Source organism: Ruegeria sp. BG6, from assembly GCF_056538465.1.
This window is the reverse complement of sequence record NZ_JBQFTB010000009.1, coordinates 140628-153109: the sequence shown is the minus strand read 5'-3', so window position 1 is coordinate 153109 and position 12482 is coordinate 140628. Positions and strand designations below refer to the sequence as shown.

Sequence of the window (12482 nt, the reverse complement as noted above, 5' to 3'; positions counted from 1 at the left end):
CGGCAATAATAGTGTTCCGGTTTTCGACGTATGGAGATTTCCCGAAAGTCGAAATTCCCACGAAATGTAGACTTAGTCAGCCAGACGCGGGCAGGGCGGCCGTCCTTCTAGGAATGCCAAGCCTTCGGAAATCAGTTTCCACCCGCTCTCCAGTCTTCAACCCTTCGCGTGCCAGCCGTTGTCGACATAGGTGGCTGTTCCATTAATGAAACTCGCGTCATCCGACGCAAGGAAGACCACGGTTCTGGCCACTTCTTCAGGGTAGCAGATGCGCCCTTGCGTTGCGGCCATGCCGCTGTCCTCCCATTCCTGGCCGGCGGCGTCCAGTTCAGCAATTTCCTTCAGCCCATGTGCTGTTTCAACAAATCCGGGACAGACCGCATTGCAGCGTATTCCGGCGTCCCGATACTCGGTCGAGATCGTGCGGGACAGTTGCAGGACGGCGGCCTTGGACATGCAGTAGACGGACTCCAGCGCGTACCCCAACTCGGCAGCGATCGACGAGGTGATGACGATCGAACCACCGCCGTTGTCGGCCATCTCTTTCACCGCGCGTCTGCAAACAAGAAAAGCAGATTTCACGTTCAGGTCCATCAGCCAATCATATTCTTCTTCCGACGTCTCATGCAGGGATTTTACGATGATCGAGCCTGCATGATTGAACAGCACATTGTATGCCCCGAACTCGGCGACGCTGGCATCAAATGCGGTGTCGATATCACGGGCGCTGGTGACGTCGCAGTGAAAGAACTTAGCTTTGCCACCCTGATCACGGATCATCTGAGCTGTTTTCTGACCCTCGTCATCGTTGATATCGAAGATCGAAACAGTTGCGCCTTCCTGCGCGAACAACAGGGCTGTTGCACGCCCCATCCCTGTTGCTCCGCCGGCGATGACAGCCGTCTTTCCTTCCAGTCTTGCCCGGTGTGCCATCAATCCCTCCCGTTTTTCAGATACACTCACCCCCGTCGATCACCAACGCGTGGCCCGTCATGAAGGTGGACATGCCAGAGGCCAAAAACACGACCGCATCGGCGATTTCATCGGCCTGCGCCCAACGCCCCATGGGGATGCTGTTCGCGATATAACTTTCCAGAGCCGCCCGCCCGCCCATCTGGGTTTCAAAGCCAGCGTTGAATGGTGTGTCGACCCAACCGGGGCACAGCGCATTGAACCTGATATTGTCCTTGGCATAGTCCGCAGCCATCTGGCGCACCATCGCCACAACTGCGTGCTTCGTGGTCGCATAGGCAATCATTTCGCGGTCGTACTGAACGCCAGAATTGGACGAAGTGATGATGACGCTGCCGCCGCCCTGAGCACGCATCTGCCCGACCACCGCCCGAGCCGCAACGAAATGCGCCCGTACGTTCAACCGCCAGCTTTCATCCATGCCTTCGGGGCTGACCTGTTCCAACGTGCCCTCGACCTGAATACCTGCGTGCGAATGCAGTATGTCCAGTCGGCCTAGTTTTTCGATTGTCGTCCGGAGTGCGCCAACAACGGCGCTGTCATCCGTCATGTCCAGCGTTATGCTCTCGGCACTGCCGCCATTTTCCATGATTTCTTGGGCCGTCGCTTCGGCCAGTTCGCCGACAAGATCGGTTACGACAACGTGGGCCCCGCACTCAGCCATCGAGATGGCACTGGCCCTTCCGATACCGGACCCAGCCCCGGTCACAAAGGCAATGCGACCGTCGAGAGAGATCTTTTCAGAACGTGTTTTCATGAGCTTAACAGCTGTCATTTCTTCTTGTCTCCCCTCCGCAGAAGGACCTGGGCTGTGATCAATAGGACCAATGACGCGGCCAGAACCATTGTGCCTATGGCGTTGATCTCTGGCGTGACACCGCGGCGGATTGACGAAAACACGTAGATTGGAAGCGTTGTCTCGGACCCTGCGACAAAGAATGCGATGATGAAATCGTCAAAGCTGAAGGTGAAGCTTAATAGAAACCCGGCCAGTATCGCTGGAAAGATCAATGGCAAGGTGACCTGTCTGAAGGTGCCAAATGGCGTCGCATAGAGGTCCGACGACGCCTCGGTCAGGGTGGCGTCCATGCCGGAAAGTCTTGCGCGAACAATGATCACGACAAGGGCCATCGTGAACATGGTGTGCGCCGCAATGAGAGAGCCCATACCCATGTTGAGCTTTGGGGGTTCAGCCCCTTCGGGCCAGAGCGCTGCAATGCCCGGGTTCACGAAGTTGAACACAGTGACAAGTGCGATCAGGGTCGCAATTCCGATGACGATGCCGGGGATCATGATAGCCACGTAGATCAAACCGTCGAAGGCCGTGCGCATCGGCCCGCGGATACCCTGCAAACCCACAGCCGCCATTGTTCCGAACAAAGAGGCCAGAGTGGCCGATACAAGTGCCACGATAAGGCTGGTTTCCAACGCATCCATGACGAACGGGTTGTTCAGCGCCTTGCCGTACCATTGCGTGGACAAACCCTGCAGCTGGCTGGCATGGCGTCCGGCATTAAAACTGAACAGCGCTATGACCCCGATTGGGATATAGAGAAACAAATAAACGCACAGAGCATACAGTCGCATCTTATCCCCCTACATCAACGATACGTCTTCGCGCTGGGTCCCCAGTCGCGAGATCAGGCGCATGTAGATCGTGACCGAGATCAGCATGATGAACACCAGCGTTGCCGCCACCGCCGACCCATAAGCCCAGTTGCGCGATTGCAGGAACAGATCGACCAGCGCGTTGCCAACAAAGAACACTTTGCCTCCGCCCAGCAGCGCCGGGATCAGGAATTCCCCCATCAGGAGGATAAACACGAGCAGACAGCCCGTGGCGACGCCGGGTACCGACAGTGGCAAAGTCACTTGCAGGAAGGTCCGCACAGGTGTGGCACCAAGGTCTGAAGAGGCTTCGAGCAGACGCTTGTCCAGCCGATCAAGGCTGACGAAGATCGGAAACACCATCAGCGGAAGGTAGCCGTAGATGATGCCAATCAGGACCGCGAAAGGTGTATTGATAAGACGTGGCTTTGCAAATCCTATAAAGTCGATCAGTTCTGGAATTCCGCGACCGCCCAGCAGGAATATCCACGCATAGCTGCGGATCAGGATCGAGGTCCAGAACGGAACGATCACCAGAACCAGCAGAACCGTCTTCCATTTCGGATCAGCCTTGACGGCCAGGAAATACGCCAATGGATAGGCTATGAACAAGGCGGCAATGGTGCCGACCGGGGCCAGCACCATCGTGTTTTTGAACGCGGTCCACCGTGCCGGAAGGTTGGCGTATTGCTCCAGCGTGAAAGCCGGCACATAGCCGCCAGCCGGGCCGCGTTCCCCAAAGCTGAAGATAAGAACGACCGTCAGCGGCAGCACAAGCATCACCAGGAACCAGGTCCCGGCAGGGGCCAGCAAGAGCCAGTTGCGTGTTCTCGCATTCATGTCGTTCTCATCTCCGGTTTGGGGACTTTAGGCAGATTTGAACCGGGCCATAAGTTCAGCGCGGTTCGGATCGGTCAGCGTTACCGCCGCACCGAATTCAAGCGCGTCCAGAAGTTCCTGCGCCGGATACAGGATCGGGTCGTTCTGCAACTCCTCCGGCAACATCGCGATCGATTTCGCATCTGCTGTCGGGTAGCCGTGCGCCAGCACCTCTTTGACGTTCACGGCGGGATCCAGCAGGTAGTTGATCAGCGCATAGGCTGCATCCATGTGGGGCGCCCCTTTCGGGATGGCGTAGTAATCGCTCCACAACTCGCCGCCTTCCTTGCCGAGGATGTACATGATCTCGGGCATATCGGTGTTCAGCTGTTTGCCGTCGCCAGACCAGGCCATCGCCAGTGTCGCGTCTCCGCTGCGCATGGACGGCTGGATGTCCGATGAAATTGCAAACAGGTACGGCTTTGCTTCAATGAGCAGCTTCTCGGCGTCGGCCAGTTCCTTCTCGTCGACCGAGTTGAAGGAATAGCCAAAGTACTTGAGCGCGTTCCCGATCGTTGTCAGCTGATAGTCATGTACGATTGTACCGCCAGACAGATCTCCCATCGTCAAATCAAAGAATTCTTTCCAGCTCGACGGCGTGGGCGCACCGTTGAGTTGGCTGGTATTGGCGACAAAACCGGTCGAGCCCCAGTTTTTGGGAACGGCGTAGAGCTTGCCATCGACCGAGCCGGCCTCGGCATAACGCGGGTCATAGGCGGACGCGTCGTAGTTCGGCAGCCGCGATGTATCAAGCGGTTCGATCAGGTCTTCACTGACATAGGTGGTGATGGTGTAATTGGTCGGGACGTACACGTCCCAGCCGGTTGCCCCGGCCTGAAGCTTGGCCAACATCTCTTCGTTCGACCCAAAGACGTTGACCTGAACATTGGCACCGGTCGCTTCGGCAAAGGCGTCAAAATTGGCGGTGTCGTGGTAGTTCGGCCAGGTGGCGAGAACCACGCGATCCCCAATATCGCCGGATGCCCATGCGGGACCTGGCCGAAGACCCGGCACGGCCGAGCCAAGCACAGCCGTCGCCGCCCCCAGACCCGTCACACCGAGAAAGTGCCGGCGTGTGACCGAACCGCGCTTGTAGCGGTACAGCTCTTCCATGAATTTCTGCTTCGAGATGTGATCCGGTGTTTTTGTCATGAGTTTTCCCCTGTTGGCTGGATCCGTTAGGTTAGTCTCCGGAAAGGATGAGCGCTCCGCTGGCGTTCCAGGACGCAAAGAGCGGCTCATCCACTTTGAACGATCCCTCGTTCAATTCTGACTGGCGTGGCGACAACACCAGGAACTCTCCCAGTGTGTCATGCCTGACCAGGTATTCGGTATGTTCCCCCAGAAAGATGCGATTGAGGACTGTGACCCCAAGGTCGGTTTCTGCCTTTGATGTCCTGCTGAGATGGATTTGTTCAGGCCGAACGCTCAGGCCGACGGCTTCTCCCACATTCAGATTGAACGGGTTCTGTCCCGTGACGGTTTGCCCGGTAACCAGCTGCACATCGGCATTTTGGTTACTTGTTTCAGTGATCGAACCGTTGAAAATGTTGGTCGTGCCAACAAAACCAGCCACATATCGGTTTGCTGGCCGGTCATACAGGTCCTGTGGGCTGCCGACCTGCTCGATCCGGCCGTCGCGCATGATGCAGATCCTGTCACTCATCGACAGCGCTTCTTCCTGATCGTGGGTTACTAGGACAAAGGTAATGCCCAGACGGCGCTGGATGTTTTGCAGCTCGATCTGCATTTCCTTGCGCAATTTTCTGTCCAGCGCCGCCAGCGGTTCATCAAGCAGCAGCAGCTTGGGTTCGTTCACGATAGCTCGGGCAAGTGCTACGCGTTGTTGCTGTCCACCGGACATTTCCCAAATTCGGCGCGCTTCGTACCCTTCGAGCCGAACAATTTCCAATGCCTTGCTGACCTTTTGCGCGATCGTCGCTTTGGGCAGCTTCGGGCGCCGCTGTTTCAGACCGTATCCAATATTCTGTGCAACGGTCAGGTGCGGGAACAGTGCGTAATGCTGAAACACCATGTTGACCGGACGCAGATGGGCATCCAGCGAGTTCACCACCTCTCCGTCCAGCAAAACATCGCCTTCCGACGGGCTTTCAAAACCTGCCAGCATTCTAAGAGCCGTTGTCTTGCCGCACCCGGACGGACCTAGAAACGACAGAAACTCTCCTTCTGCGATTTTAAGGTTTAGATCATTGGCCGCCAACACGTCCCCAAATCTTTTGGACACGCCGCGAAGCTCGGCGATAGTGCTTCCTGTCGATCTGTCCGATTGTTGGGTATATTCACCGTTTGGCATTTTTTCGGGACATATCCTCATTTTTGAAATACCACTTGTTTCAGGTAAACGTTAAAAAATTTGTCGATTCTTGTATATATCACGAATGTGGTATTCAAATTTGAGTAGGAGGCGGCCGTGACAGATTGGTTGACCGAAGCAGGCGCAGTAATAGCTGCTATCGGAACAGACGATTTCTCCCAGACGCTTTCGAAATCTCTGCAGGAAATCAGTGGGTTCGACTATACTGTTATATTTGGGTATCTCGGATCAGCGCGCCCGATCGACCTGTTTGACGATTTCCCAAAATCGAAGCGGAAGATCATGGTTGAGGATTATCAGGAGGGTCCATATCTTCTGGATCCGTTTTACCTGGCCAGCGCAAATTCCATTGATCCAGGTCTGTACCGGTTACGTGATCTGGCACCAGATCGGTTTTATCAGGGTGAGTACTTTCGAAATTACTATGTTCAGACCGGTTTGGCCGAAGAGATTTGCTATGTAGTTGACCTGCCTGACGAGGCAACCGTTTGTGTTTCGTTGATGCGGGCAGAAAAGGCATTTAGCGCCAAGGACTTTCGGGAACTGGGGAAGGCCTGGCCGGTGGTCAGTGAAACCTGCAGGCATCACTGGAACGGATTGGCCGGAGAGTTTGGGCAGAAGCCGGCAAATACGCGGCGAAGGGGGCGGGTGCTGAATGTGGACGAGGCATTTGAAAAGTTTGACGAGGGCCTTCTGACGCCTCGCGAAAAGGAGGTTGTCGAGTTTACCCTCAAAGGCCATTCCGCTGACGCCGTTGGCCGAATACTGGGTATTTCTCCGGGAACTGTTCGTATTCACCGCCGGAACATATACTCCAAGCTTAGAATCCGGTCTCAGGGAGAGTTGTTTTCGCGGTTCATCGACGCGCTGTTGGGGCCGGAGGAAAAGTGAAGCCTTCAGTGACGTGTCGTTTGGCGCTTTCCAGTAACTGTTCCAAACGGTGGGATGTTTGGCAGGCATAACTATTGCGCTTGCTGGGCCGGAATGGTTCCCGGTTTGTCAAAGCAACTGAGCCACCACATCTTCCGCCGCTCGCAAACCTTCCAGGTGGGCGCCACTGACAGAGCATTGTTGGTTGGGATGTGTCGCTTCGCCAGCAAAGTGAACCCATTCCGCATGGGGTTGTCGCAAAACGGCACGTTGGCCATAGCCCCCCGGCTGGGATCCTGCGTAAGACCCAAGCACGTATGGTTCATGTCGCCAGGCGGTTGCGTGTCCCTTGATGAATTTTTCTCTGATGGCCGAGCCGAAGAAACCAACCAGCGTTTCAAGTGCATGTTCGATGGCGCTTTCAGGTCCCGCGTTCTGCAAGTCTTTGGAAAGGCTTCCGGAACTTTCAAAGCTGGTGAGGCCGGTGCTTGAGATGTTGCATAGAAATCCTCCGCCGCGGGCCACTCCGGACGCGTCGGGTTTCAAGTGGTAGGTCAGCCATGTGTCGGGTTGCACGGGTAATGCACCGGGGTGAAAAAGAAGGCCTGCGTGATTGTAGTCTCCCATTGTAATGAGTTCGAGCGCGGCGCGCCGGTCGGATTCAAGGGGAGGATCAAAACGGATGACGTCTTCGGCCAGCACCCCGACGGATACTGTTACGACCACGGTGCGCGCTTTGGTTTTGCCAGTCGCCATGGTTACCTGCACACCGTCACTCAGGGCTTCGATTTCTGTGACCGGACTGGACAGTTTGATTGGAAGACCCTGCGCCGTGCACGCGATGAGGTGCCCGAAACCTTCACGGCAAAACCAGTCGTCGCCCCCCTCCCAGGCAATGATGTCTCGCAGGGAAGTGTCCGGCAAATCCCTGGCAAGCGACAGCGCAAATGTCATGGCTGCCGTAAATGACCAAGGTCCCTTGTCTTCCCAGATGTCAGCCAAAGACCGGTCGGTTGGAACTCCGGTGCTTGTTTCAATTTCAGCATCGAGGCGCGCCGCTTCAGCTATGTCTTTGTGGATGTCCTCTACTTCGTTCCAAAGAACGGCATCATTTTTAAGACCGTATGTCATTGCGTTATCCGGGGCCGCGTAAAGGTCAAGGCCAAGCGCAAGACCCGGCGCTTTCAGAGCGTTGGCATGTTCAGCGTGCATCCAATGCGCCCCCACGTCGAAAGGGACGCCAAAGATTTCCGTATCCGTGTGGGTGCGCCCCCCGACGCGGTTCGATGCCTCGACACAGACAACTGACAAACCTGCCGACATAAGAGCCCGGGTCGCCGCGATTCCCGCTGCGCCAGCACCCACAACAACGACGTCATAGTCATACGCGTTCACTTTGTTTCCTCCGGCGCATTGAGTGGCTTGTAGGGTGAATTCAAAGATTGCACTTCGATTGCTCGCCGTCGCGACGCCCACCAATCATCAGAAGCTTTCTGAGGTGTGATCTTAATCGCAGGCGTTATCATGCCTCTGTGCATTCATTTGAAAAACCAACCAATTCTGGCACTGAAACCCCCTCGTAACGGGCCAGATCAAGCGGGTCTTCGGCGTCAAATTTGCTGCAACTCCGGTAAATTTCCAGCATCTCGGCAGAGATTCTGCCGTTCTGATAGAAGTACATTGCGGCCGCATACCTTGTGGCGCCGGAACCTTTGATTCCGACTTCCGTCACAAGAAGTTGCTTTTGAAGCTCTGCTTCCGACATAGAACGCGCCCTTGTTCACGTCTTGGGCGCAGCCGACATGGCGGTATTGAGCGACACAACCTCATCTTCACCTGGCGCGGTTTCTGAATTGTAGACTGGCAGTATCTTGCGGAGGTGGTCGTGATGTGACCGGACACCATATTCGAGGTCCGAAAGGTAGAAACCCTCGAACGATTCCGAAGCCATGGATTCGTTCGACCAGATCGTCAGTTGAATATCTTCCTCCACGGTTTCGCGATCAATCCGGGCGGCGAGATACCGGGCTGCCCTTTGTTGGCGATCTTCGTGCGGGTTTCGATATGTTGCGCTCCGCAGCACGGACTTTTTCGTCGTGATTGGAAACTCCTGATAAAACAACATTGTCTCGGGAGTCACAGCAATCACCGCGTTAGGGAAGATGCCATAGTAAAGCCAGGTTTTGTGCAAGTGTTCGGGCAGGTGGGGTTGGGGCTTTGTGAACTTCTTGTAGTTGCGAACAGCCCATCTACGCCCTTTCGTCGGTGTGAAACTTGCATCAGAACGTGAGACACCATCGACATAAGGTTCGTCTGAATAGGTTGAACCGTACAAATCCTGCAGGGCAGGGTGCGCAAGCGGTACGTGGTACCCTTCGTTGTCCACGTCTCTGATTGATTTCCAATTGACGGGCGTCTCTTCTGTCCAGATCCCGTCAGTCGGAACGTGATCGGCCATTTTATAGGCTGAGATTTCCTGTTCAATCGGGGCCAGAAGTTCCGCCACAGATGGCTGGGGGCCCGGTTTGAAGCGGATAAACACAAGGCCGTGCCAGATCTCCATTTCAAGTTCTTTCAGGCCGAACTTGTGCTTGTCCAGGTCCGGAAAGGACTCTGGCCGGGCGGCACCACGCAGCGTTCCATTAAGATTGTAAACCCAGCCATGAAACGGGCAAACCAAGGCGTTTTCACACTTTCCTTGATCTTTGGGCACGAGCCGTGATCCGCGATGACGGCAAACATTGAGAAACGCTCGAATGTCCGAGTTGTTGTCTCGTACGATCAGCGCACGCTCGCCGCACATGTCGAAACAAAGGAAGCTGCCGGGTTCCGGAACATCCGAAACGTGACATGCTATTTGCCAATGTGTTTTGAACAGATTGCTCTTTTCAAGGTCCAGAAGAGCGGTGCTGTGATAGCACCAGCCCGGCAGTCCACGTCTGTCCCAATTGGCTGGAACTTCGATGTTCCGGGGTTCGTCATGCATCTGTTCAATCCGCGCAGTTTTGACTTGATCAGTCAGTGTTTTGGTCGGTTCGGCCAATCCCAGCCTGCGATCTTGGATTTCAGTTGGATCAGCCATCGTTCGATTGATTGTAGATTTTGCCCAATTTGGGCTGCTCGTCAATCATTTCTGACTGAATAGTCATTCAAAAGTAGATCCCAAATGGTTCCCTGCGACCCAATTGAGGTTGATGCGCGCGCGGAAAGTTAGAAAGTTTTCTGCCAATTAAGCGAGTTGTCGGCTTTTGATCAAAATTGGATCAGCTTTGCTTGACAGCGGCGATTTCATCAGACTACCGTTTTGAATGGCCAGTCAGATAAATTCATGATGATTGGAGGGGAATGGGGTGCAAGATGAGCAAACCTGTCAAAAGGGGGTGCTCATACAAACAGTGTTCAGCAGACAAAGTAAGCAAAATTGCTGCAGCCACCACTCAGGGAGAGGAAGCGAAATTATGAACTCAATCAGGAAAGTCGCCGGGGTTACCGTTCTCGCAGTAACGGCTACTGCAATTTCCGGATCGGTACTTGCGCAAGAGCGCGTTTTGAAAGTCACAAATTGGGGGGAATACATCGCTGAAGACACGATCGAGAACTTCGAGAAAGAGTACGGCATCAAGGTAATTTACGATCCGTACGACTCGGCTGAAGCAATCGATGCCAAGCTGCTGGCAGGAAACAGCGGCTATGATGTGGTCAGCCATGCAGGCAGTGATACGGCGCGGCTGATTAAGGCCGGCATCGTCGCTGAGCTTGATTTATCGAAGCTGGACAACGTTCAGCACATTGATCCGGCTATCATGGAGCAACTGGCCAGTGAGTGGGATCCGGGCAACAAGCATTTCATTCCGTATATGTGGGGAACGCACGGGGTCACTTATAACGAAGAATTGGTGAAAGAGACGTATCCGGACGCGCCCATCGGTTCGATGGACATGGTGTTCGATCCCGTGCACATGAAAGAGCTGTCCAAGTGCGGTGTTTCTTTCCTGGATTCTCCGGGCGACATCATACCGATGGCTTTGGCGCACATGGGGTTGGATCCGAATTCCACGAACGCGGAAGACTACGAAAAGGTCGGAGAAATGCTGGCCGCAGTCCGCCCGTATATCAAAACCTTCGACAACTACGCGTACCAAAGAATGCCTCAGAAAGAGTTCTGCGTCTCTACGACTTGGGGGCCGGATGGCCTTCTTGCGATGTCCGGGGCAGCCGAAGCCGACACCGGGGTTGTGCTGGACTTCTTCTTGCCTGAAGGCGAACGCACCGCGCAGTTGTGGATCGACGGTTGGCTTATCCCGGAAGACGCAGCTAACAAGGAAGACGCGCATCTTTTCTTGAACTATATGATGCGCCCTGAAGTTGCGGCCAATGACAGTAACTTCACCTGGTATGCGACTGCCAACCTGTCAGCAAAGCCAATGGTTGACGAAGCCGTCACATCCAGCCCGGCCGCATTCCCGACGTCTGATCAGGTTGCCAAGATGTACACAACTGCGGTTCTTCCTCCCAAGGTCGAGCGTTTGCAGACCCGTACCTGGACTGACTTCAAAGCCGGTAACTAATCCACTCACACCGGCAAGTGCAGTAGCGAACCTATTCGGATCGCTACTGCACTTCGGATCCATACAGGCAGACTGCGAGGCCCAAATTGACCGTTTCAAAAGCTGTCAGCGCAGCACCTTGGCTAGACAAAACAGAACAACAACCATTGGTTCAGATCAGAGGTGTGACAAAGAAGTACGGTGAAGTAACGGCCGTCGATAACGTCGATCTGGATATCTACAAGGGTGAGTTGTTCTGTCTGCTGGGCGGATCAGGGTGCGGAAAGTCCACTCTGCTTCGAATGCTCGCGGGCTTTGAGGATTTGAACGCCGGCTCGATCATCATTGATGGCGTCGATATGGCTGACGTTCCTGCCTACGAACGCCCAACCAATATGATGTTCCAAAGCTATGCGCTGTTTCCGCATATGTCTGTCGAAAAGAACGTGTCTTTCGGGTTGGAACAAGACCATGTCCCAAAATTTGACATAGCCGACAGGGTGCACGACATCCTCAAGCTTGTTGAACTGGAAGACTTCAAAAAGAGAAAACCCAAGCAATTGTCAGGCGGGCAACGCCAGCGCGTTGCGCTGGCTCGTGCGTTGGTCAAACGCCCAAAGCTGCTGCTTTTGGATGAGCCTTTGGCTGCGCTTGACAAGAAGCTGCGCAAGCAAACGCAGTTTGAGCTTGCCAATATTCAGGACAAGGTCGGTGTCACGTTTATTGTGGTGACCCACGATCAGGAAGAAGCGATGACGTTGTCGTCGCGTATGGCGGTCATGGACGCCGGGCGGTTCAAGCAAATTGGAACGCCGACAGAAATATACGAGTTTCCCGCGTCTCGCTTTGTCGCCGACTTCATCGGGTCAGCGAATATTTTTGAGGGCAGGGTAACCGAGGAAGGTGCAGATCATGTTCGGGTCGAGACTGAATTCTGCGAGGTTTTCATAGATCACGGTCACTCTGTGAAAGTTGGCAGTAAGATCTGGGTGGCTTTGAGGCCCGAAAAAATCCGACTTTCGAAGTCCGATGAAGTTGCTCAGGGTCCCAACCAAACATCGGCGGTCATCGACGACGTTGGCTATTTGGGCGAGACGTCGATTTACAAGGTGAGGCTTCCCAATGGGGAAATATTCGATGTGACCAGGCCCAACCAGTCACGCCCAACGCATGCCACTCAGCGCATTACGTGGGAGGACAAGGTGAATATCAGCTGGGATCCGTCCAGTGCCATGTTGCTCCACTCATGACGGATTTCACGGGAGATAGGT

General features: G+C 54.6%; 12 protein-coding genes. 3 read left to right on the top strand and 9 right to left on the bottom strand.

Features of this window, described 5'->3' with window-relative positions; genetic code table 11:
* Positions 1-156: 156 nt before the first annotated feature.
* The 6 genes from ACR0JW_RS16335 to ACR0JW_RS16310 are packed head-to-tail and all read right to left on the bottom strand — an operon-like array spanning position 157 to position 5773.
* Positions 157-933, bottom strand: a complete 777-nt coding sequence (locus ACR0JW_RS16335; RefSeq protein WP_170680558.1) for an SDR family oxidoreductase — start codon at positions 931-933, stop codon at positions 157-159.
* A 16-nt stretch (positions 934-949) separates the two neighbouring features.
* The gene (locus ACR0JW_RS16330; protein WP_480714209.1) at positions 950-1708 is read right to left on the bottom strand and encodes an SDR family NAD(P)-dependent oxidoreductase; all 759 of its coding nucleotides are present in this window, start codon (positions 1706-1708) and stop codon (positions 950-952) included.
* A 35-nt stretch (positions 1709-1743) separates the two neighbouring features.
* Positions 1744-2559, bottom strand: coding sequence for an ABC transporter permease (locus tag ACR0JW_RS16325; RefSeq protein ID WP_170614528.1), 816 nt, complete (start codon positions 2557-2559; stop codon positions 1744-1746).
* A gap of 9 nt (positions 2560-2568) precedes the next feature.
* Positions 2569-3420: an ABC transporter permease gene (locus ACR0JW_RS16320; RefSeq protein ID WP_170680556.1), complete on the bottom strand. Its 852-nt coding sequence runs from the start codon at positions 3418-3420 to the stop codon at positions 2569-2571.
* Between the two features lie 27 nt (positions 3421-3447).
* Complete coding sequence (locus tag ACR0JW_RS16315) at positions 3448-4611, bottom strand: extracellular solute-binding protein (protein ID WP_170680554.1); 1164 nt, start codon at positions 4609-4611, stop codon at positions 3448-3450.
* A gap of 31 nt (positions 4612-4642) precedes the next feature.
* Entirely contained in the window at positions 4643-5773 is a 1131-nt protein-coding gene (locus ACR0JW_RS16310; protein WP_170680551.1) for an ABC transporter ATP-binding protein, read from the bottom strand.
* 117 nt (positions 5774-5890) lie between these two features.
* Between ACR0JW_RS16310 and ACR0JW_RS16305 the strand changes: the two genes are divergently transcribed.
* Complete coding sequence (locus ACR0JW_RS16305) at positions 5891-6685, top strand: helix-turn-helix transcriptional regulator (protein WP_170680549.1); 795 nt, start codon at positions 5891-5893, stop codon at positions 6683-6685.
* Positions 6686-6793: 108 nt separating this feature from the next.
* On the opposite strand, the gene ACR0JW_RS16300 is transcribed toward ACR0JW_RS16305, so the two are convergent.
* The 3 genes from ACR0JW_RS16300 to ACR0JW_RS16290 all read right to left on the bottom strand — a co-directional run bounded on the left by ACR0JW_RS16300 (position 6794) and on the right by ACR0JW_RS16290 (position 9746).
* Complete coding sequence (locus ACR0JW_RS16300; protein ID WP_170680547.1) at positions 6794-8059, bottom strand: NAD(P)/FAD-dependent oxidoreductase; 1266 nt, start codon at positions 8057-8059, stop codon at positions 6794-6796.
* Positions 8060-8186: 127 nt separating this feature from the next.
* Complete coding sequence (locus tag ACR0JW_RS16295; RefSeq protein WP_170680544.1) at positions 8187-8429, bottom strand: hypothetical protein; 243 nt, start codon at positions 8427-8429, stop codon at positions 8187-8189.
* Positions 8430-8444: 15 nt separating this feature from the next.
* Positions 8445-9746, bottom strand: a complete 1302-nt coding sequence (locus ACR0JW_RS16290; RefSeq protein ID WP_480714200.1) for an aromatic ring-hydroxylating oxygenase subunit alpha — start codon at positions 9744-9746, stop codon at positions 8445-8447.
* Positions 9747-10014: 268 nt separating this feature from the next.
* On the opposite strand from ACR0JW_RS16290, the gene ACR0JW_RS16285 reads away from it, so the two are divergent.
* Both ACR0JW_RS16285 and ACR0JW_RS16280 read left to right on the top strand, forming a co-directional pair.
* The gene (locus ACR0JW_RS16285) at positions 10015-11232 is read left to right on the top strand and encodes an extracellular solute-binding protein (RefSeq protein WP_480714199.1); all 1218 of its coding nucleotides are present in this window, start codon (positions 10015-10017) and stop codon (positions 11230-11232) included.
* Positions 11233-11378: 146 nt separating this feature from the next.
* The gene (locus ACR0JW_RS16280; RefSeq protein WP_480714198.1) at positions 11379-12461 is read left to right on the top strand and encodes an ABC transporter ATP-binding protein; all 1083 of its coding nucleotides are present in this window, start codon (positions 11379-11381) and stop codon (positions 12459-12461) included.
* Positions 12462-12482: the final 21 nt, after the last annotated feature.